Annotated in this window: 25 protein-coding genes and 1 tRNA gene; 2 read left to right on the forward strand and 24 right to left on the reverse strand. The window is 72.4% G+C overall.

Annotated elements, in window-relative coordinates:
* Positions 1 to 22: 22 nt before the first annotated feature.
* The 4 genes from AC3EN4_RS05455 to AC3EN4_RS05470 all read right to left on the reverse strand — a co-directional run bounded on the left by AC3EN4_RS05455 (position 23) and on the right by AC3EN4_RS05470 (position 2,381).
* The gene (locus AC3EN4_RS05455) at positions 23 to 343 is read right to left on the reverse strand and encodes a hypothetical protein (protein WP_435204807.1); all 321 of its coding nucleotides are present in this window, start codon (positions 341 to 343) and stop codon (positions 23 to 25) included.
* A 134-nt stretch (positions 344 to 477) separates the two neighbouring features.
* Positions 478 to 1,236 carry a Bax inhibitor-1/YccA family protein gene (locus AC3EN4_RS05460; protein WP_435204808.1) on the reverse strand — a complete coding sequence of 253 codons (759 nt, stop codon included), beginning with the start codon at positions 1,234 to 1,236 and terminating at the stop codon, positions 478 to 480.
* Between the two features lie 138 nt (positions 1,237 to 1,374).
* Positions 1,375 to 2,190 carry a Bax inhibitor-1/YccA family protein gene (locus AC3EN4_RS05465; protein WP_422738349.1) on the reverse strand — a complete coding sequence of 272 codons (816 nt, stop codon included), beginning with the start codon at positions 2,188 to 2,190 and terminating at the stop codon, positions 1,375 to 1,377.
* A gap of 107 nt (positions 2,191 to 2,297) precedes the next feature.
* Positions 2,298 to 2,381: transfer RNA gene (locus tag AC3EN4_RS05470), tRNA-Leu, on the reverse strand.
* A gap of 101 nt (positions 2,382 to 2,482) precedes the next feature.
* Here AC3EN4_RS05470 and AC3EN4_RS05475 point away from each other — a divergent pair.
* Positions 2,483 to 4,324, forward strand: a complete 1,842-nt coding sequence (locus tag AC3EN4_RS05475) for a hypothetical protein (RefSeq protein WP_435204809.1) — start codon at positions 2,483 to 2,485, stop codon at positions 4,322 to 4,324.
* A gap of 128 nt (positions 4,325 to 4,452) precedes the next feature.
* Here AC3EN4_RS05475 and AC3EN4_RS05480 read toward each other — a convergent pair whose 3' ends face one another.
* The 16 genes from AC3EN4_RS05480 to eno all read right to left on the reverse strand — a co-directional run bounded on the left by AC3EN4_RS05480 (position 4,453) and on the right by eno (position 18,142).
* On the reverse strand, positions 4,453 to 5,784 hold the full coding sequence (locus tag AC3EN4_RS05480; RefSeq protein ID WP_435204810.1) for an NAD(P)/FAD-dependent oxidoreductase: 1,332 nt from the start codon (positions 5,782 to 5,784) through the stop codon (positions 4,453 to 4,455).
* A gap of 103 nt (positions 5,785 to 5,887) precedes the next feature.
* The gene (locus AC3EN4_RS05485; protein WP_435204811.1) at positions 5,888 to 6,448 is read right to left on the reverse strand and encodes a hypothetical protein; all 561 of its coding nucleotides are present in this window, start codon (positions 6,446 to 6,448) and stop codon (positions 5,888 to 5,890) included.
* Positions 6,445 to 7,875: a DUF58 domain-containing protein gene (locus AC3EN4_RS05490; protein ID WP_435204812.1), complete on the reverse strand. Its 1,431-nt coding sequence runs from the start codon at positions 7,873 to 7,875 to the stop codon at positions 6,445 to 6,447. Before AC3EN4_RS05490 ends, AC3EN4_RS05485 begins: the two co-directional genes overlap by 4 nt.
* Positions 7,875 to 8,882 carry an AAA family ATPase gene (locus tag AC3EN4_RS05495; RefSeq protein ID WP_435204813.1) on the reverse strand — a complete coding sequence of 336 codons (1,008 nt, stop codon included), beginning with the start codon at positions 8,880 to 8,882 and terminating at the stop codon, positions 7,875 to 7,877. Before AC3EN4_RS05495 ends, AC3EN4_RS05490 begins: the two co-directional genes overlap by 1 nt.
* Positions 8,882 to 9,466, reverse strand: coding sequence for a hypothetical protein (locus AC3EN4_RS05500; protein ID WP_435204814.1), 585 nt, complete (start codon positions 9,464 to 9,466; stop codon positions 8,882 to 8,884). The genes AC3EN4_RS05495 and AC3EN4_RS05500 overlap by 1 nt, the downstream gene beginning before the upstream one ends.
* Positions 9,463 to 10,266 (reverse strand): DUF4129 domain-containing protein, encoded by an 804-nt coding sequence (locus tag AC3EN4_RS05505; RefSeq protein WP_435204815.1) that lies wholly within the window; start codon positions 10,264 to 10,266, stop codon positions 9,463 to 9,465. The genes AC3EN4_RS05500 and AC3EN4_RS05505 overlap by 4 nt, the downstream gene beginning before the upstream one ends.
* 20 nt (positions 10,267 to 10,286) lie before the next feature.
* Positions 10,287 to 11,027 carry a uracil-DNA glycosylase gene (locus tag AC3EN4_RS05510; protein WP_435204817.1) on the reverse strand — a complete coding sequence of 247 codons (741 nt, stop codon included), beginning with the start codon at positions 11,025 to 11,027 and terminating at the stop codon, positions 10,287 to 10,289.
* Positions 11,020 to 11,703 carry a dienelactone hydrolase family protein gene (locus AC3EN4_RS05515; RefSeq protein ID WP_435204818.1) on the reverse strand — a complete coding sequence of 228 codons (684 nt, stop codon included), beginning with the start codon at positions 11,701 to 11,703 and terminating at the stop codon, positions 11,020 to 11,022. The genes AC3EN4_RS05510 and AC3EN4_RS05515 overlap by 8 nt, the downstream gene beginning before the upstream one ends.
* A 201-nt stretch (positions 11,704 to 11,904) precedes the next feature.
* Positions 11,905 to 12,432 (reverse strand): LppU/SCO3897 family protein, encoded by a 528-nt coding sequence (locus AC3EN4_RS05520; protein ID WP_435204819.1) that lies wholly within the window; start codon positions 12,430 to 12,432, stop codon positions 11,905 to 11,907.
* A 130-nt stretch (positions 12,433 to 12,562) separates the two neighbouring features.
* Complete coding sequence (locus tag AC3EN4_RS05525) at positions 12,563 to 13,549, reverse strand: HAAS signaling domain-containing protein (protein WP_435204820.1); 987 nt, start codon at positions 13,547 to 13,549, stop codon at positions 12,563 to 12,565.
* Positions 13,546 to 13,878, reverse strand: a complete 333-nt coding sequence (locus AC3EN4_RS05530) for a PadR family transcriptional regulator (protein WP_234584103.1) — start codon at positions 13,876 to 13,878, stop codon at positions 13,546 to 13,548. The genes AC3EN4_RS05525 and AC3EN4_RS05530 overlap by 4 nt, the downstream gene beginning before the upstream one ends.
* Positions 13,879 to 13,946: 68 nt before the next feature.
* On the reverse strand, positions 13,947 to 14,879 hold the full coding sequence (locus AC3EN4_RS05535) for a Ppx/GppA phosphatase family protein (protein WP_435204863.1): 933 nt from the start codon (positions 14,877 to 14,879) through the stop codon (positions 13,947 to 13,949).
* 143 nt (positions 14,880 to 15,022) lie between these two features.
* Entirely contained in the window at positions 15,023 to 15,544 is a 522-nt protein-coding gene (locus tag AC3EN4_RS05540) for an amino-acid N-acetyltransferase (protein ID WP_422738337.1), read from the reverse strand.
* Positions 15,541 to 16,098, reverse strand: a complete 558-nt coding sequence (locus AC3EN4_RS05545; protein WP_422738336.1) for a DUF501 domain-containing protein — start codon at positions 16,096 to 16,098, stop codon at positions 15,541 to 15,543. The genes AC3EN4_RS05540 and AC3EN4_RS05545 overlap by 4 nt, the downstream gene beginning before the upstream one ends.
* A 34-nt stretch (positions 16,099 to 16,132) precedes the next feature.
* On the reverse strand, positions 16,133 to 16,774 hold the full coding sequence (locus AC3EN4_RS05550; protein WP_435204821.1) for an FtsB family cell division protein: 642 nt from the start codon (positions 16,772 to 16,774) through the stop codon (positions 16,133 to 16,135).
* An 84-nt stretch (positions 16,775 to 16,858) separates the two neighbouring features.
* Entirely contained in the window at positions 16,859 to 18,142 is a 1,284-nt protein-coding gene (gene eno, locus AC3EN4_RS05555) for a phosphopyruvate hydratase (RefSeq protein WP_355048850.1), read from the reverse strand.
* A 214-nt stretch (positions 18,143 to 18,356) separates the two neighbouring features.
* Here eno and AC3EN4_RS05560 point away from each other — a divergent pair, with 214 nt between their 5' ends.
* A complete protein-coding gene (locus AC3EN4_RS05560) occupies positions 18,357 to 19,049 on the forward strand; it encodes a hypothetical protein (RefSeq protein WP_435204822.1) in 693 nt (230 codons plus the stop codon).
* A 5-nt stretch (positions 19,050 to 19,054) separates the two neighbouring features.
* On the opposite strand, the gene AC3EN4_RS05565 is transcribed toward AC3EN4_RS05560, so the two are convergent.
* From AC3EN4_RS05565 to mfd, 4 genes are all read right to left on the reverse strand, one after another.
* Positions 19,055 to 20,674, reverse strand: a complete 1,620-nt coding sequence (locus AC3EN4_RS05565) for a DUF885 domain-containing protein (protein WP_435204823.1) — start codon at positions 20,672 to 20,674, stop codon at positions 19,055 to 19,057.
* Between the two features lie 98 nt (positions 20,675 to 20,772).
* On the reverse strand, positions 20,773 to 21,756 hold the full coding sequence (locus AC3EN4_RS05570) for a nucleoside triphosphate pyrophosphohydrolase (RefSeq protein ID WP_435204824.1): 984 nt from the start codon (positions 21,754 to 21,756) through the stop codon (positions 20,773 to 20,775).
* Positions 21,757 to 21,758: 2 nt separating this feature from the next.
* Positions 21,759 to 22,547, reverse strand: a complete 789-nt coding sequence (locus AC3EN4_RS05575) for a SurA N-terminal domain-containing protein (protein ID WP_435204825.1) — start codon at positions 22,545 to 22,547, stop codon at positions 21,759 to 21,761.
* Between the two features lie 99 nt (positions 22,548 to 22,646).
* The gene (gene mfd, locus AC3EN4_RS05580; protein WP_435204826.1) at positions 22,647 to 26,276 is read right to left on the reverse strand and encodes a transcription-repair coupling factor; all 3,630 of its coding nucleotides are present in this window, start codon (positions 26,274 to 26,276) and stop codon (positions 22,647 to 22,649) included.
* Positions 26,277 to 26,557 lie beyond the last annotated feature (281 nt).

Consider the following 26,557-nt stretch of genomic DNA (forward strand, 5'->3'; position numbering starts at 1 on the left):
GTCGCAGGGCGCGCCCGGCGGCTCAGAGCGCGCTGCGGGTCGCCGTCACCTCGGCGGCGGCCCGCGCCAGCACCTCGTCGTCGGCCCCGGCGGCGAGCAGGTCGGCGGTCACCACCCGCAGCTGGTCGGGCAGGGCCAGGTCGTTGTCCAGCCGGGGCACGGTCCGTCGGGGTTCCCCTTCGGCGTCGGCCGCCAGGTTGGCCACCTCTTGCACCAGCCGGTGCACCAGGTCGGCGCGGGGCACGTTGCCGGTGGTCGCGGTCGCGGCCCAGCGCGGCTGCTCCCAGTGCCCGACCTGACGGACCAGCAGCTGTACGGCCTTATCCAACTCCGCTGCGCTCACCGCGCCGAGTCTACGGCCGACCCGCACCGCAGAACCGGCCGAGATCAACTCGTCTTTCTGGAAACCGGGGCATCACCGTGCCCCGGACACCCCGAGATTCGGGAAATCGAGTCGATCAAGCGGGGGCGGGTCGGTCAGCGGCGCAGATAGCTGAGCAACCGCAGCAACTGCCAGTAGAGGAAGACCAGGCCGGTCAGCAGACCGAACGCGCTGAGCCACGCGTACCGGCGTGGTCGGCCGTCGCGTACCGACCGCTCGACCAGGTCGAAGTCGAGGATGAAGCTGAACGCGCCCGCGATGATCGCCACCACCGAGAAGGCGTACGGCAGCCAGCCGACCTGCCCGCTGGCGCTGTAGACGGCCAGCCCCGGACGGCCGGAGATCAGGTACGACACGAGGTTGACCACGCTCAGCACGGCGATGCCGAGGAGCGTGCCGATGACGAGGCGGGCCAGCCGGGGCGTCGCGCGGATCACCCGGGCCCGGTACAGCGCGGCCATGCCGAGGAAGACACCGAAGGTGCCGGCCACCGCCTGCACCACGATCCCCGGGTAGACCTGCTCGAAGGTCCGGCTGGCCACCCCGAGCAGCAGCCCCTGGAGCAGCGCGTAGCCGACGATCGGCACCGGGTTGGTGATCCCCCGCAGCGAGATGACCAGGATCAGCACGATCGAGGCGAGGGCGGTGCCGGCCAGGGCCGCGCCCAACCACACCGCGTCCGGCACCACCGCCCAGGACACCGCGGCGACCGCGCCGGTGAGCAGGAGCAACCCGACGGTACGCAGCACCACGTCGTCGACGGTCATCGGCTCGACGTCGCGGGAGCTGACCACCCGGGACTCCAACCGGCTGGTCTCGTCCAGCCGGTTGAGCACCGGGTTGTTGCTGCGCACCGCCGCCTCCTTCGCCCGCGTACCCCTGGCAGTCACTCTGCCAAGGGCGGCCCGACGGCGACGGGAAAACGGCGCGGACGACGGCGCCCGCCCCCGCGGGGAAGCGGGAGCGGGCGCCGGTCAGCAGGGCGGACGAGGTCAGTCGTCGCCCTGGAAGTAGCTCAGCAGGCGCAGGATCTCGATGTAGAGCCAGACCAGGCTGACCAGGATGCCGAACGCGGCCACCCAGGAGTAGCGCTGCGGCAGGCCCATCCGGACGCCGTCCTCGATCTCTTTGAAGCTGAGCACGAAGCTCAGCGACGCGACCACGATGCAGACGAGGCTGAAGCCGATCGCCAGCGGGCTGCCGTCCCGCAGGCCCGTGTTGACGCCGAACAGCGCCAGCACCAGGTTGATCAGCATCACCGCGGCGAGACCGATGATGGCCGTCGACACGACCTTGACGAACATCGGGGTGGCTCGGATGATCTTCGCCTTGTAGATCATCGTCATGATGAAGAAGATGCCGAAGCTGGCCACGGCGGCCTGGAGCACGATGCCGTCGTAGAACGTCTCGAACGCCTTGCTGACCATGCCGACGAAGACACCCTCGACCACCGCGTACGCGATGACCAGGGCCGGGTTGGCCATCCGGGAGAACGAGATGATCAAACCGAGGACCAGGCCGACCACCGCCGCACCGATCCAGGCGGTGCCGACCAGCGCGTCGGGCACGATCACCCAGGCGGCCGCGGCGGTGATGCCGAGGATGCCGAGCAGGGCGACCGTCTTGACGACCACGTCGTCGACGGTCATGGGCGCCACGGTGGGCGGTGCGGCCGGGTAGCCGGCCTGGGACGGGTACTGCTGCGGAATGCCGGGCTGTCCGTACGGCCCGGTCGGTGCGTACCCGGCGGAGCGCTCCCGCTCGGCCGCCTGGCCGAGCCGGGCGAGCACCGGGTTCGAGGTCTTCACTGTCTGGCCTCCCTCAGGGGGTCGTTTGCACGTGAACGTGCCCTCCAAGAGTAAACTGCCCGACCCACTCCTGGTGATCACGAATGGGAACGCGGGAACGTGGCCACTGGTGCCCGGGGCGGGGGTCGAACCCGCACGCCTTTCGGCAGCCGCTTTTAAGGCGGCCGTGTCTGCCGTTCCACCACCCGGGCGGGTGGCACCCGCGCGTCGACACGCGCGGTGCAGTGTCACCGTAGCCGGTCGGCGGCAACCCGGCGTACCCCGCCGGGTTCGCCACATTAGGGTCGATGTCGTGAGCAGCGCAGCCCCCACGGCCCCCGACGCCGCCCCTGACCAGGCCGTCCGCCTCGCCGATCCGGTCGAGCGCGCGACCCGGGCGGTACGGCTGCGCGCCGCCGTCCGCCGCCACCGGACGGACCTTCTGGTCGCCCTCGGGTGGATGGTGCTGGCCGGCTGGCTGACCCACGGGCTGTGGCCCGACCCGGATGGACGCACGTTGGCGCTCAACCCCGAGGACCAGACGCTCTACGAATGGTTCCTGGCGGTCGACGCGCGGGCGCTGCTCGGTGACTTCCACCTGCTCACCGACCGACTCAACGCCCCGGACGGCGTCAACCTGATGGCCAACACCACGGTCATCGCGCTCGGTGTGCTCTGCGCGCCGATCACCCTGCTGTTCGGTGCGCCCACCTCCTTCGCTCTGCTCGCCGCCGCCAACCTGGCCGGCACCGCCCTCGCCTGGTACCTACTGTTCCACCGGACGATGCGCGTCCGCCGGCTCGCCGCCGCGCTGGGGGGCGGCCTGTGCGGCTTCGGCCCGGGCATGGTCTCGCAGACCAACAGTCACCTGCACATGACGGCGCAGTGGCTGGTGCCGGTGATCGTCTGGCTGGTGGTACGGCTGCTGCGGGCGTCCGACCCGGCCGGCGGTCCCGGCCGGCCCGTCGGCCCGGACCGCCGCCGGATGGTCAGCTCCGCCGTCGGGCTGGCCGCCGCCGTCACCGCGCAGGTCTTCATCGGCGAGGAGGTGCTCTTCCTCAGCGCCCTCACCCTGCTGGTGATGGCGATCGCCTACGCCCTCGCGGACCGGGACCTCGCCCGCAGGGTGCTGCCCGGGTTCGCCGGCGGCCTGGCGATCGCCGCCGGTCTGGCGTTGCTGGTGCTCGGCTACCCGCTGTGGTTCCAGTTCGCCGGACCGCAGGGCGTCGCCGACGGGATGTTCAGCCCGGCCTACTTCTCGGCCGACCTGAGCAGCTGGTGGGCGGTCTCACCGCTGTCGGTGGCCGGCAGCGACGAGGCGTCCCGGCTCACCACCGGCCCGGCCGAGTACAACACCTTCCTCGGCTGGCCCCTGCTGCTGGTCACCGCCGCCTGCGCGCTCTGGGCCGGGCGAGGCCGGCTGGTCCTCGCCTGCGTGGCGGCGGCCCTCGTGATGGGCGCGCTCTCGCTCGGCCCGGAGGTGGTGCTCGACGGCACCCGGACCGCGCTGCCCGGGCCGTACGCCCTGCTGGCCGGCCTGCCGGTGGTGGACGGCGCGTTGCCGATGCGGTTCGGCTTGGCCCTGCTCCCGATCGTCGCGACGGTGTTGACCCTCGCCGTCGACCGGGCACTGGGCAGCACCGGGCGGGCGCGCCGGCTGGTGCCGCTGGCCGTCGTCGCGGCTCTCCTGCCGATCTTCCCGACCCCGCTGCCGACCGCCGGGCGCCCCGCCCTGCCGGAGTTCATCACCGGCGGGCACTGGCGGCAGTGCGTCGACCCCGGCGGGGTGCTGGTGCCGGTGCCGCCACCCACTCCCAAGGAGCCGTGGCCGATGCGCTGGGCGGCCGCCGCCGACGCCGGGTTCGGCCTGCCCGAGGGGTTCTTCATCGGCCCGTACGGGCGCGGTGGCACCGCCGCCATGGGCACCTTCAAGCAGCCCACCTCGGCCCTCCTGGCCGACGTCGCCCGCCGTGGCGACCAGCCGGCCATCGGTGACGAGCAGCGCCGGCAGGCCGCCAAGGACGCGGCCTTCTGGGGCGCGTCGTGCGTGGCACTGACCGACGACGCCCCGCACGCGGCGAGCCTGAAGACCACCCTGGAAAGCCTCTACGGTCCAGCGACCAGAATCGCCGACGCGTGGACCTGGAAGGTCTAACCCCACCCCCACAACGACGCCGATCTTGCACTTTCGGATGGCGCAATGACCGCTTTGAGGGCCATTGTCGCCACCGAAAGTGCAAGATCGGCGGGGTAGAGCGGGGGCTGCGCGACCCGCAGCGCGGGTTAGACGCGCGGGGCTCCGACGGGCTGGGACGCCTCGACGAACTCCTCGCGGGGGTCGTGGAGCTGACCCAGCGCGACCACCTCACGCTTGAGGAAGAACGCGAGCGACCAGTCCACCACGACCCGGACCTTGCGGTTGAACGAGGGGATCCGGCTCATGTGGTACGTCCGGTGCATGAACCAGGCCGGCCAGCCGGTCATCTTGATGCCGTACACCTGGGCGACGCCCTTGTGCAGGCCGAGGCTGGCCACGCTGCCGGCGTGCTTGTGCTTGTAGTCGACCGGCTCGCGACCCCGGATCACCGCGACGATGTTGTCGGCCATCCGCGCCGCCTGACGCACCGCGTGCTGCGCGCTCGGCGAGCAGAAGTTGCCCGGCTCCTTCGTCAGGTCCGGTACGGCGGCGCAGTCACCCGCGCTCCACGCGCCCTCGATCACCCGGTCGCCGTCGACCACCTGGAGGGTGGGGATGCAGGTGACCCGCCGGCGGTCGTCGCGCGGGAAGTCGGTCGCGTCCAGCATCGGCGACGGCTTCACGCCCGCCGTCCACACGATGGTGTCGGAGCGGAAGCTGTCCCCGTCGGAGAGCTTCACCACCCCGTCGACACAGGACTCCAGGCGGGTGTCCAGCCGGATGTCCATGTTGCGCTTCGTGAGCTGCTGCACCGTGTAGGCGCCCATGTCCCGGTCGACCTCGGGCAGTACCCGCTGGGTCGCCTCGACGAGCACCCAGCGCATGTCCTCGGGCTTCAGCTCCGGGTAGTAGCGCAGGGCGTCCCGGGCCATGTCCTCCATCTCGGCGAGCGCCTCGATGCCGGCGTACCCACCACCGACGAAGGTGAAGGTCAACGCCGACCTGCGGACCTCCTCGTCCGGCGTCGCGGCCGCGATGTCCAGCCGGTCCAGTACGTGGTTACGGAGGTAGATCGCCTCGCCGATGGTCTTGAACCCGATGCCCTGTTCGTGCAGGCCCGGAATCGGCAGCGTCCGGGACACCGACCCCGGGGCCACGATCACGTGGTCGTACGCGATCTCCCGGGCCGGGCCGACGATCGGCTGCACGGTCGCCACCTTGCGGTCGTGCTCGACGCGGGTCACCGTGCCGGCCACCACCGTGCACCGACGCAGCTCCCGGCGCAGCGGCACCACGGAGTGCCGGGGGGAGATGTTCCCCGCCGCGGCCTCGGGGAGGAACGGCTGGTAGGTCATGTGGGGCTGGGGGTCCACGACGATGACCTCAGCCTCACGGGAGCTGAGCTTCTTCGACAGGCGCAGGGCGGCGTAGAGACCGACGTGCCCGGCACCCACCACAAGGATCCGCTTCGGATTCACGTTGTCTATCTTTCCCCGCCCTGCTCAGGTAATCCCGCTCGCGCCCCCCATCTGTGACGGAACACAACCCCTGTGACCTGCGTAACCCTGCCGCATCACGGGTTCACCTGCGGCGCAGCAGCCAACCCAGCAACGCGGCGACACCCACCGCCACCACCAGTCCCAGCACGGTGACCCACTGGTGACCGGCCTCGCCACCCAGTCCCGCCACGCGCAACAGCAGCACCCCCAGCACGGCCGTACCCAGCAGCACCGCGGCCACCCGCAGCAACCAGCGGGTGACCAGCTCCGGGTCCACCACCCCGTCGTACGGCAGCAGCGCCGCCAGCGCGCACAACGAGTGCCCCAGGTACAACAGCGCGGCGACGGCGAGCAGTCGCCACAACGCCACCGGGCGGCCGTACCCGTCGGTCGCCAGCAGCCAGCCACCCGCCATCACCAGCGCCGCGAACGTCGGCCACAACCGGCGCGGACCCACCGCCGGCAGCAGCGCGGCCACCGCCAGCAGCAGCAACGGCCGACCGGTCAACACCTCGGCCGGGAACGCCACCGCGAACCCGACCAGCGTCGTGACGAAGATCGCGGCCCGCACCAGCAGGGGTACGGCGCTGATCCGGGTCACGGCGTCCTGAAGTGCCCGAACCCGCTCGGTGACGGCGTTCATCGGGAACCGACCCGGGGGGCGGTCGCGAGCCGTGCCACGTCCCGCAGCACCTGGTCCAGGCTGCCGGCACCGGCCCAGCGCACCACGGGTACGCCGTGCTCCCGAAGCTGTCCGATCATCGTCTCCCGGTCCAGTCGCCACAGGCGGTACGCCACCTCGGCCCAACCCCGGTCCTTCGGCGGCGTCAGGTCGGCGGGCAACGTGTCGACCGCCACCACGAACCGGCCGGCACGGGCCAGTCGCGCCAGCATCTGTGCCGACCGCTCATCCAGCAGCGGGGTGAGGACCACCACCAACGCGTCCGAGGAGAGCAACTGCGGGCCGAAGACCTGGTCGTACGGCTCGTGCTGGGCCGCCTCGGCGCGTACGTCGAGCAGCCACTCCAGCACCGTCAGGTACTGCCGGCGGCCGGCGGCGGGGCGCAGTCGGCGGGCACCCGGCCCGTACTCCAGCAGCGACACCCGGTCGCCCCGGTGCAGGTAGTGCTCGGCGATCGCGGCGGTGGCCCGCACGGTGGTGTCCAGTACGGACGCGGCGCCGTCCACGCCGCCGGAACGGCCCGCCTCGGCGAGCACGTCGAGCAGGACCACCACCTCGGCGTCGCGGTCGGACAGCGTCGCGGCCACGTGCAACTGCCGGGCGCGCAGCGACACCCGCCAGTCGACGCGGCGAAGCCGGTCACCCGGGGCGAAGACCCGCACCCCGGCCAGCTCACCGCCCTCTCCCGGACGGCGGGAGTGGTGCGCGCCCACCAGACCGGCGGCGCGGGGCATCGCCTCCACCGCCTCGAACGGCTCGGTTCGGGGATAGACCCGCACCCCGACCGGTTCGGTGATCACCGCCCGGGACACCAGCAGGCCACCGGCCGCGGCGACCCGCGCTCCGGCCGGGCCGACCGGGTGCCGACCCCAGCGCAGCGCCCGCCCGGACAGTTCCAGGTCCACCGCCGCCCCGCTGGGCACCGACGTCACGAACGGTCGGTCGGCCACCGAACGCCCCCGGCCGGGAGCGGATGGGGCCTCGGCGGGTGGCGGCGGGTCGGCGGGTTCGGCGCCGGCGAACCCGGCACGGGTTATCCGCAGCCACGGCGAGACCCGTGACCGCACCACCACGAGGTCGTAGTCGACGGTGTCCGGGTTGCCGACGCCGACCGCGGCCGACACGTCGCCGCCCTCGACCAGCGGTCCGTCCTCGGCGCTGGTGATCCAGACCTGCGGCAGCGCGGTGGGCCGGCGACGCAGGGCGTACGCGGTGCCGAGCGCGAACGGCGCCGCCAGCACGACGAGGTCGACCCGTCCCAGCAGCACCCCCGCCACCAGCAACAGGCCGGCGACCAGCACGGCGCGACCGAGCGCGGGGGTGGGCGCCCAGCCGGCGCTCGACTCCGGCTCGGTGGATCGCGGCGCGGACGCGGTCGGACCGGTCATCAGTGCCGGAGCCCGCCGGCGGCGTAGCTGGGCAGGGCACCGCTGGCCGGCGCGGGCGTCGCCTCCAACACCTCGCCGACCACGAAGGCCGGGTCGACGCGGCGCAGCCACATCTCGGGGCGCAGGGTGATCCGGTGGGCCAGCGCGGGCGCGGCGACCGCCTTGACGTCCTCCGGCACCACGTAGTCCCGGCCGTCGAAGACGGCGCGTACCCGGGACAGCAGCAGCAGCGCCAACGAGCCCCGCGGCGACGCCCCGACCAGCACCGACGGGTGTTCCCGGGTGGCCGCGGTCAGCGCCACGATGTACCGGCCGATCGAGTCCTCCACCACCACGTCCTCCAGCGCGGCCTGCATCGACCGCAGGGTGGCGGCGTCCACCACCGGTTTGATGTCCGCCTCCTCGCGGCGGCGGCCCATCCGGCGGCGCAGCACCTCCCACTCCTCCTCGTGCTCCGGGTAGCCGAAGGAGACCCGGAGCAGGAACCGGTCGAGCTGCGCCTCGGGCAGCGGGTAGGTGCCCTCGTACTCGATGGGGTTGGCGGTCGCCAGCACGTGGAACGGCTCGTCCAGCTTGTACGTGACGCCCTCGACCGAGACCTGCTTCTCCTGCATGGCTTCGAGCAGCGCGGACTGGGTCTTGGGCGGCGTCCGGTTGATCTCGTCGGCGAGGAGCAGGTTGGTGAAGACCGGCCCCGCCCGGAAGGCGAAGTCACCGTTGCGCTGGTCGTAGAGGAACGAGCCGGTGACATCGGCGGGAAGCAGGTCCGGGGTGAACTGGAGGCGCCGGAAGTCCAGCCCGAGCGCCTGCGCGAAGGAGCGCGCGGTCAGCGTCTTGCCCAGGCCGGGCAGATCCTCCAGGAGCACGTGCCCACCGGCCAGGATTCCGGCGAGGACCAGTTCCAGCGCGTCCCGCTTGCCGACCACGACGGTGCCGACCGCGTCCAGGACGGCCCGCGCCAGGCGACCGACCTCGGCGGCGGGCATGCTCCGGTCCACGTCCTTCATCAGATCTTCTCCAGTTCGGCGACGATCACCGCGAGATCGCGCGGCGACGGGGGGCGTCGGGGCGGGGTTTCCAGGAACGTCCACAGCCGGTCGCCCAGCAGGGCGCGGGCGCGGGCCGGATCCGACTCGCGGGTCACGGCGTGCTTCAGGCGAAGCCGCTCGTCGGCCAGTTCCGCGAGCCGGGGCAGGATCACCCCGGTGAAGCGTTCGGGTCGCGTGGTGGACCAGTCCAACGGCAGTTCCCAGCCGTTGATCGCGGCGCGCAGCGCGTCCCGGGCACCCCAGTTCCAGGTGCCGTCGTCGTTCTGGGCGAGCCGGGTGCGGGACCTCGCCGCGGGTGGCGGTGCGAGCGCGGCGGCGACCCGGCGTACCGCGGACACCGCGAACACCCCGGCGACCAGGATCGCCAGTGAGATCTGCAGGCCGACCGCCCGCAGACCGACGACCAGCACGGCGACCAGGGCCGCGTTGCCGAGAAGGGCCCGGAACACCCGCCCGGCCCGACCACCGGAATTCCGGTCGTCGTGCCTCGGCCGCTCCTCCTCGAAGGTGAGCAGGTCGTCGATGCTGGCGCTGCCGCTCATGCCGGCACCTCGGGTGGGCCCGTCGTCACGATGGTGAGCTCGCCACGCAACCGCCGCAGCGCGGCACGGGCCTGGTCGCGGGTGCCCTCGCGGACCTCACGCGTGGCGTACCGCGCCTCGCGGTAGACGTGCGCGAACTCGGCCAGCACGTCGGCGCTGACGATCGCCGGGACACCTGTCGACTCGTCGCCCCGCAGCAGTCGGGTGACCAGGTCGGTCGGTGTGTCGCCGGGATAGCGGGGCACCCCGGCGGCGGAGGCGGCCTCCTCCAGGCGTACCCAACAGGCGATCACCGCGACCCGGGGGTCGGTGGACTGGTCGTCCAACTCCACCAGGCCGGCGTCCAGGGCGGCGACCACCTCGCGGGCCGTGCCCTCGGCGGTACGCCGGGCCCGCTGCGCCGGCAGGGCCCGCGAGGTGCGGCGCAGCGCGCCCCGCAGCAGGATCCAGGTGAGGTAGCCCAGCACCGCGAGGATCGCCGACCCGAGCAGGGCCAGCGCCACGGTGGCGATCCACTCCGGGATGTGCGCCTGGGTGGCCTCGCCGGCGTCTCGCGGTTCGACGGGGATCGACGGCGACGGCACGTCCGTCGGGTATTCCGGCACCCAGGGCACGTCCTCGGCGGCCGGCGGGATCCGACTGGCGCCGATCGACGAGTGGGCGGACGCGAGCGCGGCCGCCGCCAGCAGGAGCGCCACCGCGCCCACCGGCCACCAGCGACGCAGCAGGCCGAGCACCGGACGGACCACACCCGGCGCGGCGGACGGCGGCGGCGCGGGCGGGCGCGTTCCGGTCGTCATCGCCACCACCCCACGCGTTCTCAGTCCACTTCGGCCAACTGTTTGGCCCGGCCGAAGACGTCGTCCAACATCCCCGGTGTCAGCCGTCCGGTGAAGGTGTTCTGCTGGCTGACGTGGTAGCAACCGAGCAACTCCGGCACGGCCGCGCCGGACCAGTGTGCCCCATGGCCGAACGCGGGTCGCGGGCTGGGCGGGCGCTGCCCGTACACCTGGCGGAGCACCGGCCACCACGCGGCCCAGGCGAACCCGCCCAGCGCGACCACGACGCGCAGGGTGGGCCGTATCAGCGTGACCTCGCGGTGCAGCCACGGCGCGCAGGTATCCCGTTCGCCCGGGGTCGGTTTGTTGTCCGGGGGCGCGCAACGGACGGCCGAGAAGATCCGGGTGTGCCGCAGGGTGAGCCCGTCGTCGGCGGCGACGCTTGTCGGCTGGTTGGCCAGTCCGGCCCGGTGCAGGGCCGCGAAGAGTACGTCGCCCGAGCGGTCGCCGGTGAAGATCCGGCCGGTGCGGTTGCCGCCGTGCGCGGCGGGCGCGAGACCCAGGATGGCGATCCGCGCGTCGCCGGGCCCGAACCCGGGCACCGGCCGCCCCCAGTACTCCTGGTCGCGGAAGGCGGCCCGCCGGGTGCGGGCCACCTCCTCCCGCCACTCGACGAGCCGGGGACAGGCGAAACAGTCGCTGACCGCCGCGTCGAGGTCGGCCAGGTCCGCCGCCCGCGCGGCGCGGGCGACGACCTGATCGGGGGTACGGGACTCAGCCAAGTTTGGCCCGGAAGAGTTCCAGGGTGCGTGCCCAGGCGCTGGCGGCGGCCCGCTGGTCGAACGCCTCCGGCCGGTCGTCGTCGAAGAACCCGTGCGAGGTGCCCGGGTAGTCGTAGACCTGGCAGGTGCCGCCGGCCTCCTCGACGGCCCGGCGTACCGCCTGCACACCCTCGTCGGCGGAGGTGCCGTCCTGATCGGAGCAGTGGATGATGGCCGCCTTGCCGGCGTAGTCGAACCAGTCGGCGCGCATCGACTCCCACGACAGCGCGGGATAGAAGCCGGCGGTGGCCACGATCCGCTCGGAGCGGGTCGCCGACTTGAGGGCCAGGCTGCCACCGGCGCCGAACCCGACCGCGCCCACCTTGCCGGTGACCTCGGCCCGCCCGGCGAGGTAGTCGGCGGCGTCCGCGACGTCCTGCACCGCCTCGGCCATCCGCGACGCCAACCCGTGCTGCGCCTCGGCCGACTCACCGGTCGCCGCGTCGTGCCGGAAGTTCGGAACGAGGGCGACGAAGCCGGCCTCGGCGAACCGGTCCGCGACCGACCGGATGTGCGGGACCAGGCCCCACGCCTCCTGCAGGACGATGACGGCGGGGCTGGCCGTTCCGCTCGCGGGTATCGCGAGATACCCCTCGCTCGTGCCCCCGTTGCTGCGGTAGCTCACCATGTCGCCCATCGGCCGTCCTCCTAGCGGTCAGTCATCGTTGGCTGGTCGCCCAGTGGTCCTACGTGCCGGTAGCCTGCCACGCCGTGACCCCGGCCGGGAAGACGTCGGAACAGTGGCATTCACCTCCCGTTCGCGCAATGGTGACTGCGGGTATGCCGACGGCGGCGGGGAATGTTCCCCGCCGCCGTCATCGGTGCTTCAGGCGTGTTATCAGGCCTTCTTGGTCAGGCAGAGCACGTAGCCCTTCTTGCCCGACTCGATGCTGTAGAAGACGTACCCCTCCTCGCCTTCCTTGAAGAACTCGTTGCAGGTGGTCTCGGACTTGGCCTGGGCCTCGGTCTGCCCGTCGAGCCGACCGACCACGTTGTACGCGGCGTCGGTGGAGGTGCACTCGACGACCTTGGCGCCGTCGACCTCCTCCTCCTTGTCGCCCTTGATCTCGGGCAGCTCGGCGATGCAGTCGCCGGCCTTCGCGTCGGCGGTCTCGTCCTTGTTCAGGAAGTTGCCGATGGCCGCGCCGAGGCCGAACTTCAGGCCGGCGATGACGAGGAAGACGACGATCGCGCCGATGATGCCGAGCGCCTTCTTCCCACCGGACTTACCCTCCGGCTCGGCCGGCGGCGGCGTCTCGACGCCCGGCTGGGTCGGCGTCTGGACGCCCGGCTGGGCCGGCGTCTCGGCGACCGGCTGGGCCGGCGCTGCGTCGGACGCGGGGGGCGGTGCGACCTGCTCTGACACGGGGGTTCCTTCCGAGGGATGAATGAGCAGACGACACCGTAACGATCATTGATTTCCGGTGTCGTCCCGCTCACCTCGTCCGTTCAGCTATTTCCCAGGATCGTGTGCATGATCTGGTTCACACCGCTCCTCAACTCGTCGGAGTCGGGGTCGGCCCGTCACTCGGCGTCGCGCTCGGGCTGGCCGACGGCACGCTCGGCGTGGGCGTACCGATGGGTGTCTCGCTGGCCGACGGCGTGCTGGCCGGCGCCTGGGGCAGCCGCGGGCCCCGAGGCCCGAACGGCGGCCGGTCCGGGCAGTACGGGTACGGCCGCAGCAGCGGATTGCCGTACTCGTCAACGCTGCCCTCGCAGTCCGGGTAGCCCAGACGGATCGGATTGCCGTTCTGGTCGAAGAGCCGGGCGTTCTCCACCAGCCGGCCCTCGCTGTCGTAGACGAAGACGTCCCGGATCTGGTCGTACGGGCCGTTGATCGACGTCGGATCGATGCCGTAGTCGCCGTACCGCATCCGGTCCTCGGCCTGCATGAGCGCGGAGAGCGCGAAGACGACGAGCACCGCGCTGCCGACCTGCACCGCCGATCGGGGCCAGCGGGTGAGCTGGGCAGACCGGCGACCGAGCCAGATGGAGGCGAGCACGAAGCCGACCAGCATGATCAGACCGGCGAGCAACTCCCCACCGAAGCGGGGCAGCACCCCGAAGCTGCCGCCGGTGCTGATCACGGTGAGCAGCATCGCCGCCAGGTAGCCGCGCAGCACCCACCAGGCGGGGCGCAGCAGACGGAGGAATTCGCTCGCCGTGTCGTACCCCAGGGGTGGACCGAGCCGGGTGTCGATCGCGCGCAGCTGACCGCGGACCCGGACCACGGCGGTGGCGACCCGCTGGTCGAGGTTGCGTCCGCCGCCCGCGCCGACGCCGGCGGCGGCGCGCAGCTCGGCGGCGTACGTCTCCGGCTCGCCCAGCCGCTCGACGAGGGTGCCCTCGGCCTCGGCGGCGACCTCGGTGAGGTGGTCGGCGAGGTCCTCGGTCAACTCGGTGCGCCGGTCGGGCGGCAGGTCGGCCAGGGCGGCCCGGACCCGCGCCACGTAGTCGGTGATCTCCTGCTCCGTGACGGTCATGCCGCCAGCCCCCGATCGTCGAGCAGCGTGTCCATGGTGGTGGCGAACGAGCGCCAGAGCTTGCCGGAGCGGGTCAACTGGTCACGCCCGGCGGCGTTGAGCGAGTAGTACTTGCGGTGCGGGCCGGTCTCGCTCGGCACGACGTAGGTGGTGAGCAGGCCGGCTGCGAAGAGCCGTCGCAGCGTGCCGTAGACCGAGGCGTCGCCGATCTCCTCCAGGCCGGCCTCGCGGAGCCGGCGGAGGATGTCGTAGCCGTAACCGTCCTCCTCCTTGAGGACGGCGAGGACGGCCAGATCGAGCACGCCCTTCAACAACTGTGTGGTGTCCACGCATCGCACACTAGTGTGCAATGCGAAGTAGCGTCAACGACTCGCCGATATGCGCGTGTCGATCAGCGTCAGGCGGCTTGGAGGCTCCAGGCGATGCCGTCCAGGATGTCGTGCTCCGACGCCACCACCGACGGCATGCCGGCCCGCTCCATGATCACGCGCAGCACCAGCGCGCCCGCGCCGATCACGTCGGCCCGCCCCGGATGCATCACCGGGATCTCCAGCCGCTGCGCGCTGGTCCGTTCCAACAGGTCCGCGGTCACCCGCGCGACCGCCTCGTACGACACCCGGGCGTGGTGGATGCGCTCCGGCTCGTACCCTCGCAGACCTTCGGCGATGGCGACCACGGTGGTGACCGAACCGGCGAGGCCGATCAGGGTGGCCGCCTCGCGGCCGGGCACCGCCGCGAGCGCCCGGTCCACGACGGCGGCGATGTCGGACTCCGCCGCCGCGACCTGCTCCGGCGTCGGCGGATCACCCGCCAGGTGCCGTTCGGTCATCCGGACGCAGCCGATGTCGACCGAGATCGCCGACCGCACGCCGGTCCGGTCGCCGACCACGAACTCGGTCGAGCCGCCGCCGATGTCCACGACGAGGAACGGCTCCTTGGCGTCGGCCGACAGCCCGCGCACCGCCCCCGTGAACGACAGCCGGGCCTCCTCGTCGCCGCTCACCACCTCCGGTGCCACGCCCAGGGTCTGCTGCACCATCGCCGTGAAGTCGGCCGCGTTGGCGGCGTCCCGCGAGGCCGAGGTCGCGCACATCCGTACCCGTTCGGCACCCAGCTTCTCGATGTCGGCGGCGTACGACGCCAACGCCACCCGGGTCCGCTCGATCGCCTCCGGAGCGAGCCGACCCGTCCGGTCCACGCCCTGCCCCAGCCGGACGATCTCCATCCGCCGGGTCACGTCGACAAGCGGGGCCTGCGGCCCGGCCGACTCCGCCGGCAGATCGGCGACCAGCAGTCGGATCGAGTTGGTTCCGCAGTCGATGGCCGCCACACGCGTCGTCACCCGGCAACCCTACGACAGCCAGCCACCGGCGCAGGGCTGGCGGCGGTCAGTCTCCGTTGAGCGTGATGCCTCTGGGTCATCTTGATGACTCTCCGGCATCAGGCTCAACCGATCGGCCGGCCCGGCAGCGCCTACAACCGCAGCAGCATCCGGGTGTTGCCCAACGTGTTGGGTTTGACCCGATCCAGGTCCAGGAACTGGGCGACACCCTCATCGTACGAGCGCAGCAGCTGCTCGTAGACCGCTCGCGGCACCGGAGCGCCGTCGATCTCGCGGAAGCCGAACGAGCCGAAGAACCGGGTCTCGAAGGTCAGCACGAAGATCCGTGCCACGCCCAACTTCCGGGCCGCGTCGATCAGCTCGCCGACCAGCCGGTGCCCGATCCGCTGGCCCTGGCAGCTCGGGTCCACCGCCACCGTGCGGATCTCGGCCAGGTCCTCCCACATGACGTGCAGCGCGCCGCAGCCGACCACCGCGTCGTCCTCGGCCCGGACCGCCACCTGGAACTCCTGCACGTCCTCGTACAGGGTGACGGTGGCCTTGCTGAGCAGCCGCCGGTCGTCGGTGTACATGTCGACCAGCCGGCGGATGCCCCGCACGTCCCGGGTCCGGGCGCGCCGCACCAGGATCTGCCCCTCGGAGTGCGCGGTCATTCGGTGTCGGGCACGTCCACGCAGGGGCCCGCCGTCCACCAGGGCTCGACAAGCGCCAACGTCTCGTCGCCGAACGGGTTCACGCCGGGCCCGGCACCCAGGGCGTGGCCGAGGTGCACGTGCAGGCACTTCACCCGGCCGGGCATTCCACCGGCCGAGATGCCGGCGATCTCCGGCACCTCGCCGATCGCGTCCCGGCGGGCCAGGTAGTCCTCGTGCGCCGCCCGGTAGTGGGCGGCCAGCTCCGGATCGGCCGCCAACCGGTCGGCCATCTCCCGCATCAGCCCCGCCGACTCGAGCCGGCTGCACGCCGCGGTGGCCCGGGGGCAGGTCAGGTAGAACAGCGTCGGGAACGGGGTGCCGTCGGCGAGGCGCGGCGTCGTCTCCACCACGTCGGGCAGGCCGCAGGGGCAGCGATGGGCCACCGCCCGGGTCCCCCGGGGCGGGCGGCCGAGCTGCGCGGCCACCGCGGCCAGGTCGGCCTCGGTCGCCGGTTCCCGCTGCGGCAGGGGTACGGAATCCGCCGCCGGCTCCGACGGGGGTACGACAGTCACGGTGCTCGTCTCTCCTGGTGTACTGGTCGGTGGATCACTTGCCCGGCTGCTGACTGTCCGCCGCGCGCACGCTGCCCCAGAGCGTGTCGTACCAGGTCACCGGCCCGGCTGGGGCACCCGAACCGGCCGGCTTGCCGGCGTCACGGGCCGCGCCCTCGGCGTCGTTCAGGACCACCATCAACTTCTCGCCCGGCCGACCCATGAAGAACCGCTCCCGGGCCTTGGTCTCGATGAACTCCGGGTCCTTCCACTTGGCGGCCTCGGCGGCGAGCTCGGCGATCTCCTTCTCCTGCGCCGCCTGCGCGGCCTCCATCCGCTCGATGTCGGCCTGCTGGTCCAGGTAGACCCGCACCGGGTAGGTGTACGCCAGGGCGAGCGCGATCAGCACCGCGAACAGCACGGTGGCCCGACCGGTGAAGCGGCGGGGATGGGGTGCGGCGAGCCGCTTGACGGCACCGCCACCGGCGGCGGTACGCCGGGCGGCGGCCGGACGACTCGCGGAGCGCCCGCCCTCGGCGCCCCGGACGGTGCCCGGGGCCCGCCCGGCGGCGCCGCGCGTCTCGGCGCGTACGCCGACGTCCCGGAGCGATCCGCGGGTGGCCCGCCCAGCGCCCGGCCGGCCGGCCTGACCCGGTCGGCGGGCGGGCCGTTGACCACCCGGTGTGCGGCGCTGCATCGTCACACCCCTCCCCCGAGGCTACGTCTGTCGCGTACGAGCGTCGGGAGGCCCCACCTCGGCGGGGCCTCCCGGCAACCACACTCAGGCCGAACGGTAACGCGGGAACGCACCCGCGCCCGCGTAGCGCGCCGCGTCGGCCAGCTCCTCCTCGATCCGGAGCAGCTGGTTGTACTTGGCGACCCGGTCCGAGCGGGCCGGAGCGCCGGTCTTGATCTGACCACAGCCGGTGGCGACCGCCAGATCGGCGATGGTGGTGTCCTCGGTCTCACCGGAGCGGTGGCTCATCATGCACTTGAAGCCGGCCCGGTGGGCCAGGTCCACGGCGTCCAGGGTCTCGGTCAGCGAACCGATCTGGTTGACCTTCACGAGGACGGCGTTGGCCGCCTTCTCCGCGATGCCACGGGCGATGCGCTGCGGGTTGGTCACGAACAGGTCGTCACCGACGATCTGCACCCGGTCGCCGATCGACGCGGTGAGCGTCTGCCAGCCGGACCAGTCGTCCTCGGCCAGCGGGTCCTCGATCGACACGATCGGGTACTCGTCGGCGAGCTTGGTGTAGTAGGTGCTCATGTCCTCGGCGGACTTCGCGGCGCCCTCGAAGGTGTAGGTGCCGTTCTCGAAGAACTCGGTGGCCGCCACGTCGAGGGCGAACACGATGTCGGTGCCGAGCCGGTAGCCGGCCTTCTCGACCGCCTCGGCGATCAGGTCCAGGGCAGCCGCGTTGGTGGGCAGGTTGGGCGCGAAGCCGCCCTCGTCGCCGAGCCCGGTCGACAGGCCCTTCTTCTTGAGCACCGACTTCAGCGCGTGGTAGACCTCCGCGCCGGAGCGCAGCGCCTCGCGGAAGGTGGGCGCGCCGATCGGCGCGATCATGAACTCCTGGACGTCGACGTTGGAGTCGGCGTGCGCGCCACCGTTGAGGATGTTCATCATCGGCACCGGCAGCAGGTGCGCGTTCGGGCCGCCCAGGTAGCGGAAGAGGCTCAGTTCGGCGCTGCTGGCGGCGGCCTTCGCCACCGCCAGGGAGACCCCGAGGATGGCGTTCGCGCCCAGCTCCGACTTGCTGTCGGTGCCGTCGATGTCGAGCATCTTCTGGTCGATGAGCCGCTGCTCGCTGGCCTCGTAGCCGATGAGCTGGTCGACGATCTTGTCTTCGACGTTGGAGACCGCCTTCTCCACGCCCTTGCCCTGGTAGCGGTCGGCGTCACCGTCGCGCAGCTCGATCGCCTCGAACGCGCCGGTGGAGGCGCCGGAGGGCACCGCGGCGCGGGCCACCGTGCCGTCGTCCAGGCCGATCTCGACCTCGACCGTCGGGTTGCCCCGCGAGTCGAGAATCTCCCGGGCGACGATTCCCTCGATGGTTGCCACTGAGTCGCTCCTCGTTGTTGTGAATCCGGTCCGTGGGTGGGCCGCGACGGTGCGGCTGAGGCAGGTGTTGAACGCAGCGTATCGGGCGGCGAGATCGGACACGGCGTCGCCCGCGCACCCGAGTCGCCCCGCGGTGACGGACATTCCCGGATTTCCGGGCGTCAACCGGCAACGGGTTTGCGCTGCGCGGACTAGATCCACCAGGCTGGTCGCCATGCCCGCCGCCACGACCACCCTCCGCATGCTCGCCGTGTCGGTCATCGCGTCGCTCACGGTCACCGGCTGTCAGACATTCGAGGACGCCGGCAGCGCCATGGGTCGCTCTGATCTCGTCAACGACCTCGCCGCCCGCCTCGACCGGGCGCTGGAGTTGACCTACACGGCCGACTACCAACTGCCCGGCGGTCAGACCGCCGCGATCGTGCAGGCGCAGGACCCGGCCCGCTCCGCCTACACCTACCCGGGTGGGCGGCTCACCGTCACCCCCGACGCCGTCACCCGGTGCACCGCCGCCGGCGGCCGGATGGCGTGCACCGTCGTCCCGCCGCCCACACCCGGCAGCAAGCCCACGGTGGCCCTCTTCACCGAGGCGAACCGGCAGGGTCTCGTCACCCCGCCCGTGGTGGTCGGCCTGCTGACCGCCGCCGCCCTCGACCCGCAGGCGGTGATCAAGCAGAGCGACACCACCGTCGCCGGGCGCCACGCCGCCTGCGTCGAGGTAGAGCGCTCGGACGGTGACTTCAGCGCCTGCGTGACCACCGAGGGTGTCCTCGGCAGCTTCCTCGGCTCGGTCGACGGCAAACCGATGGAGCTGGCGTTGCGCGACTACTCCGAGACGGTCGAGAAGAACGCGTTCGACCCGCCCGCCGGTGCGGGCGTGGTGGACAACCGGCCCGGGGGCTCCTGACCTCGTCAGACGCCGAGCAGGGTGCGCAGGTGGCGCGGGGGCGGGCAGTCGTGGGCGAGCATCGCGTCGTGCCAGTCGCGCGCCGACACGCCGTCCGGGCGGGCGGCGGCGATCTCGGCCACCTCGCTGTACCCGACGAAGTACGTGCTGAGCTGCGTCGAGGTGAGCAGGGACCGACGCCACTTGCCGGCCGCCTCGCCCTCCTCCTGGAAGCCGCGGCCGGTCATCAACGCCATGGCCTCGGCCTCGGGCAACTCCTCGGCGTGCACCAACTGGTCGAGCAGCGCGTTGATGGTCATGCGGAGCTGCATCTTGAGCTGCTGCAACCGCACCGGCAGACCGCCGAAGCCGAGCCCGGCCATCAGCTCCTCGGCGTACACGGCCCAGCCCTCGACGAACGGGCCGGAGCGGGCCAGCGCCCGCACCCGCGTGCCGCCGGCGTGCCGCCGGGCGTGGGCGAGTTGGAGGAAGTGGCCGGGCATCGCCTCGTGCACGGTCAGGTTGCGGACCATGTGGTCGTTGTACTCGCGGTAGAACGAGTCGACGCGCTGCGCCGACCAGTCCGCCGGGGTGGGCGCGATGCAGTAGAACGTCGGCACCTCGGCGGTCTCCAGCGGGCCGGGTGAGTCGCAGTACGCGACCGCGACACCCCGCGCGAACTCCGGCATCTCCTGGATCACGCACCGGTCGTCGACCAGGGTGACCAGGTCGTGCAGTCGGACAAAGTCCGTCGCCTCGTCAAGGGTCACCCCGGCCAGCTCGACGATCGTCGAGTCGTCCGGATGCTCGGCGGCCAGCACGTCCAGCGCCCGGCGTACCGTCTCGTCGTCGGCCGGACCACCGACCAGCTCGACGGCCGCCGCGCGGATCTCCTCGGTGACCCGGTCCAGGTTGGCCCAGGCCCGGCGCTGGATCTCGGCGGCCCCCAGCTCGGTGTCGAGGGTGTGCCAGAGCCGCGCCTCCCAGCGGCGGCGGCCCAGGCGCGGGTCACGGCCGGGACCGGCGTCGGCGGCCAACCGGACCCGCAGCCAGGCGACGAACTCGTCAAGCGCGGCGATCGCCGCGGTCGCCGCCGGCTCGACCTTCGCGAAGCCGCCCGGCGCCTGCGCGATCAGCCCGGGTAGCTCGTCCCGGATCAGCGCGGCCGTGCCGGTGAACTGCCCGACCGCCGTCTCGGCGTGGATCCGGGGCATGTCCCGCAGCGTCGCGCGGGCGGTGGCGAGGGCGTCCGGTACGGCGGCGAGCCGGCCGGCGAGCTGCGTCAGGCGCACCTCGGCCGGGGCGTACGGGCGGGCCAGCAGGGGGTGCAGCAGCGGGCCGGGATTGTGGGACAGCGGATCCCACTCGTGCGACCGGATCTCGGTCAGCTCGAACAGTTCCCGGTCGACGAAGCTGGTGAGCAGCGCGTGGTCGACCTGCTCGTCGACGTCCAGCGCGTCGGGGTCCAGTTCGGACAGCGCGTTCGCCGCGTCGGTGAGCATCGCCCGGTCGGCGGCCAACGCGTCGGCGGACAGGTCGGGAAGCCGATCGTCGAACCGGTGATCCCCCGCAGCGGTAGCAACTCCCGGCCGCGCTTCCAGCAGTGCCTCGACAACCCGCTCAGCAAGAATCCCAAACGCCTCCACCCGCCAACCCTACCGACCACCCCGGCCTGGCTGGTTGATCATGAAGTTATTACCCGCCGCAGCGGCGTGTCGCGGCAATAACTCCATGATCACCGGGGTCAGGAGGGTGCGGGCGGGCGTTCAGCGGCGCGGATGGCGTCGGCGTGGGCCAGGGTTGCGCGGCGCAGGGCTGCTTCGGGGTTCAGGCCGGTCCTGCGGGCTTCGGCTACCAGGGTCAGGAGGGTGGCGCCCAGGGCCGCCTCCTCGTCCGCCCGGGTGTCGGGGGGTGGGAGGGGGACGGTCAGGTTGGCGCGGGCGGACCGGTCGAGGATCTGCGCGGCCAGCGACAGGGCGGGTTGGCTGAGCGCCACGCCGTCCAGCACCGAATCGCGTGCCTTCTCGGCCCGCTTGATCCGCTCCCAGTTGGCGGTGATCTCCTCCAGCGTGCCCGCCTCCGCGTCGGCGAAGACGTGCGGGTTACGCCGGATCATCTTGTCGACCAGGCCACCGGCCACGTCGTCGATGCTCCACCGTTCGCCCTCGGGCAACTCCTCGGCGAGCCGCGCGTGCAACACCACCTGGAGCAGCACGTCGCCCAACTCCTCGCGGAGCGCGTCGGTGTCGTCGGCGCTCATCGCGTCGTACGCCTCGTAGCTCTCCTCCAGCAGGTAACCCGCGAGGCTACGGTGCGTCTGCGCCCGCTTCCACGGGTCACCGCCCGGCGAGGCCAGCCGGTCCAGCACGGCCACCGCGTCGAGCAGCCGCGCCCCCGGCGGATCCCACGAGCCGTACATCAGCTCCATCTCGGCCAGCCCCGGCTCCCGGGCCAACCGCAGACCCAGCTCCCGGGCCAGCGACTCGTCGCCGGCCGGTCCGGCCAGCCAGACCGCCGTACCGTGCGCCGCGACCGTGTCCAGCAGCGCCTGCGTGGCCGAACCGGCCACGACGGTCACCTCGGCGCCCGCCTGCCGCACGGCCGTGGTCAACTCGCTCTCCGCGCCGGCCAGCACCGGATGCTGGCGTACGACGTCCCAGGCGGCCGAGGTCAGCAGACCGGCCGGCAGCCGGGGCGAGGTGACCAGCAGGACGATCCGTGCCGTCATGCTCAGCTGGCCGTGCCCTCGGCGTCGGGGTTGGGGCTCGACGGCGACGCCTCCGGAGTGGAGATGTCGGTGACCGGGCCCTCTTCGTTGATGAACGGCAGCGAGTAGAAGATGATCGACTGACCGCTGCTCACCAACGAGGGCACACCCACCTCGCGGTAGCGCGGGTTGATGGAGACGTCGGCTCGGTCCGCCTCCTGCTCCAGCGCGAGGCTGAGGGCGGTGGCGCTGCCGACGAAGGCTCCCTCGCCGAACCGCTGGCGGACCTCGCTCACCGGCAGCCCGCCCGGGATCGCCCCGACCTTGGCCAGCGCCTGGTAGACGGCCATCACCGACTCGTCGCTCACCTCGGCCGGCGGAAGCTGCTGGTTGAAGGTCTGAAGCAGGTCGACCCACTCACCCCAGAGCTTGGTGTACTCGGTGGAGGCCGGGACCCGCAGGCTCTGCTCCAACTGCTGCGGGCTGACCTCGTCGGGTACCTGGATGTTCTTGGCCTTGGCCACCCGCTTGCCCAACTCCAGGCTGACCAGCAGGTTCACCACATCCTGCCGCGTCACCGGCGACTTCAACTGCTCGGGTGAGGGCGTCGCGCCGGTCTGGCTCGCCGCCTGCCGGACGACGTCGCCGTACTCCGCCTGCACCTCGTCGTAGATGCCGTCGACCCGGTCGAGCGAGTACGTCCTGTCACCGACGTACGCGGCGACGTCCGGCGCGGACCTCTGGCACGCGGCGAGGGAGAGGACACCCAGAGCCGCGACGCTGGCGGCGGCGATCACACGGCGAGCACGCATGCCCGTCACTCTCTCATGCCCTCCCGGCCGCTGTGACGGCCCCCACCGCACCACGCCGGCTCCACCCGGTCGCGGACGTCCGTGGACGCCCGCGACCGATCACGCGGTTGCGGCGGCGAGCGGCGCGGGGGTGCCCAGGACGTCGGAGAGCAGTTGCGCACACCATTCGAGCAACGCCTGGTCGCGCAGCGGTTCGCCACCGATCCGACGGGTGCTCGGCCGGGGCACGCTCACCTGGTCGGTGGCCTGCTTGTAGACCGCGTCCGGGTGGTAGCGCTTGAGCCGCAACTGCTTCGAATCCGGTAGCGGCAGCGGTCCGAACCGTACGTGCTTGCCCTGCATGGACACGTCGGTCAGGCCGTACCGGCGGGCCAGCAGCCGGAACCGCGCCACCGCCACCAGGTTCTGCACCGGGGCGGGCGGCTCGCCGTACCGGTCGGTCATCTCGGCGACGACCTCGCGCAGCCGCTCCTCGTCGCGCGCCTCGGCGAGCTTGCGGTACATCTCCAGGCGCAGCCGCTCCACGCCCACGTAGTCGTGCGGCAGGTGCGCGTCGACCGGCAGGTCGATCTTGACGTCGGTCTCCTCCTCCTGACGCTCGCCCTTGAACGCGGAGACCGCCTCGCCGACCATCCGCACGTACAGGTCGAAGCCGACGCCCTCGATGTGGCCGGACTGTTCGCCGCCGAGCAGGTTGCCCGCGCCCCGGATCTCCAGGTCCTTCATGGCCACGTACATGCCGGCGCCCAACTCGGTGTGCTGGGCGATGGTGGCCAGCCGCTCGTGGGCGTGCTCGGTGAGCGGCTTCTCCGGCGGGTAGAGGAAGTACGCGTACGCCCGCTCCCGGCCCCGGCCGACCCGGCCCCGGATCTGGTGCAGCTGGGCCAGGCCGAGCAGGTCGGCCCGCTCGACGATCAGGGTGTTGGCGTTCGGGATGTCGATGCCGGACTCCACGATGGTGGTGCAGACCAGGACGTCGAACTCCTTCTCCCAGAAGCCGACCATCACCTTCTCGAGCGCTTCCTCGCTCATCTGCCCGTGCGCCACGGCGACCCGCGCCTCGGGCACCAACTCGCGTAGCCGCCGGGCCGCCCGGTCGATCGACTCGACCCGGTTGTGCAGGTAGAAGACCTGCCCGTCGCGCAGCAGCTCACGGTGGATCGACGCGGCCACCTGCCGGTCGTCCTGCGCGCCCACGAAGGTGAGCACCGGATGCCGCTCCTCCGGCGGGGTGGCGATGGTGGACATCTCCCGGATGCCGGTGATGGCCATCTCCAGGGTGCGCGGGATCGGGGTGGCCGACATGCTCAGCACGTCCACCGAGGCGCGCAGCGTCTTCAGGTGCTCCTTGTGCTCGACGCCGAAGCGCTGCTCCTCGTCGACGATCACCAGCCCGAGCTGCTTGAACCGGGTGGCCGTCTGCAACAGCCGGTGCGTGCCGATGACGATGTCGACGGTGCCGTCGGCGACCATCTCCAACGTCCGCTCGGTCTCCTTCGGAGTCTGGAACCGGGAGAGCTGCCGGATCTGCACCGGGAACTGACTCATCCGCTCGGCGAACGTGTTGTAGTGCTGCTGCACCAGCAGGGTGGTCGGCACCAGCACCGCCACCTGCTTGCCGTCCTGCACCGCCTTGAACGCCGCCCGGACCGCGATCTCGGTCTTGCCGTAGCCGACGTCGCCGCAGATCAGCCGGTCCATCGGGACGGTCTGCTCCATGTCCCGCTTGACCTCGTCGATCGCGGCGAGCTGGTCGGGCGTCTCCTGCCAAGGGAAGGCGTCCTCCAGCTCCCGCTGCCACGGGGTGTCCGGGCCGAACGAGTGGCCCTTGGACGCCTTGCGCGCGGCGTAGAGCTGGATGAGCTGCGCGGCGATCTCGCGGACCGCCTTGCGGGCCCGGGCCTTGGACTTCTGCCAGTCCGAGCCACCCATCTTGTGCAGGGCCGGCTGCTCACCCCCCACGTAGCGGGAGAGCTGGTCGAGCTGGTCGGTGGGGACGAACAGCCGGTCGCCGGGCTGGCCGCGCTTGCTGGCCGCGTACTCGATGACGAGATATTCCCGGCTGGCGCCGTTGACGGTGCGCTGCACCAGCTCGACGTACCGACCGATGCCGTGCTGCTCGTGCACCACGTAGTCGCCGGCCTTGAGCTCCAGCGGGTCGATGGTGTTGCGCCGGCGGCTCGGCATCTTGCGCATGTCCCGCGTCGAGGTGCCCCGGCCGCCGGTCACGTCGTTACCGGTCAGCAGCACGAAACGGGACGCCTCGTCGACGAATCCGCTGGTCAGCGCGCCGCAGGTGACGACCAGGTCACCGGGTGCGGGTGCGGTGGGCACGTCCTCGGTGAGCCGGGCGCCCAGGCCGGCGTCGCGCAGCACCTCCACGGCACGCTGGGCGGGGCCGTGCCCCTCGAAGACCAGCGCGATCGACCAGCCCTCGCCGGCCCAGCGCTTGAGGTCGTCGACCACCCGGGCCGTCTCGCCGTGGTAGAGCGGGGCGGGCTGGGCGGCGAGGGTCACCGCGATGGCGTCGTCCGGGGTGACGCTCGCCTCCTCGGGCGCGTCCTCCCAGGGCTGCCGCGTCTCGGCGGCGTCCGCTTCGACCAGCCCGAACGGGGACAGCGTCCACCAGGGCTGACCGAGGGTGCCGGCGGTGGCGCGTACCTCGGCCAGGGTGCGGAAGGCGGCGGCGCCGACGTCCACCGGGGCCTGGCCGCCGACCGCGGCGGCGGCCCAGGAGGCCTGCAGGAACTCCTCCGAGGTACGCACCAGATCGTGCGCCCTGGTACGGATCCGCTCCGGGTCACACAGCAACACGTGGGTGCCGGCCGGCATCGCGTCCAGCAGCAACTCCAGCGAGTCGGGGCCGACCAGCACCGGAGCGAGGGACTCCATCCCCTCCACCGGGATGCCCTCGGCCAGCTTGTCCAGGATCTCGGCCAGCTCGGGGTGCTGCTCGGCGAGCGCGGCGGCCCGCTCGCGCACCGCCGGGGTCAGCAGCAACTCCCGGCAGGGCGGCGCCCACAGCAGCGGCACCTGCTCGATGGTGCGCTGGTCGGCGACGGCGAAGGTACGGATCTCCTCCACCTCGTCGCCCCAGAACTCGACCCGGGACGGGTGCTCGTCGGTGGGCGGGAAGACGTCCAGGATGCCGCCGCGCACCGCGAACTCGCCGCGCTTGGTGACCAGGTCGACCCGGGCGTACGCCATGTCGGTGAGCCGGCGGGCGACCTCCTCCAGGTCCGCCTCCTCGCCGGCGGCGAGTTGCACCGGTTCCAGGTCACCGAGGCCCTTGAGCTGCGGTTGCAGCAGCGACCGGACCGGGGCGACCACGACCCGCAGAGGGCCGGTCCGGCCGTGCGCGTCGGCCGAGTCGGGGTGCGCGAGGCGGCGCAGCACGGCCAGCCGTCGGCCCACCGTGTCCGATCGGGGGGAGAGTCGCTCGTGCGGCAGCGTCTCCCAGGAGGGGAAGACCACCACCTGCTCCGGCGGCAGCAGCCCACCCAGCGCGGCGACCAGGTCGTCGGCCTCACGGGTGGTGGCGGTCACGGCCAGCACGGGTCGCCCGGCACCGTCGGTGTCCGCGGCGACGGCGGCGACGGCGAACGGGCGCAGCGCGGCGGGGGCGGTGATGTCGAGCCCGTCGACCTGGGCGGCACCGGAGCGCGCCAGGTCACGCGCCCGGGCCAGCCCGGGGTCGGCCAGGGCGGCGGAGAACAGACCGGTGAGCAAGGGAGTCCTTCCAGGGAAGTCGACGCACACGACGGGAGCCCCGCGTCCAGCCGGACGGGGGGTGCACGCCCTCAAGCCTATCCCCGTCCACCGACACCCACCCCCTTCCGCCCAGGTCCGCCACGCCCCGAACACGACGCCTCGCGCCCTCGCGCCCTCGCGCCCTCGCGCCCTCGCGCCCCGCGCCCCGCGCCCCGCGCCCCGCGCCCTCGCGCCCTCGCGCCCTCGCGCCCCGCGCCCTCGCGCCCTCGCGCCCTCGCGCCCCGCGCCCTCGCGCCCTC

It is taken from the genome of Micromonospora sp. bgisy143, assembly GCF_057708145.1.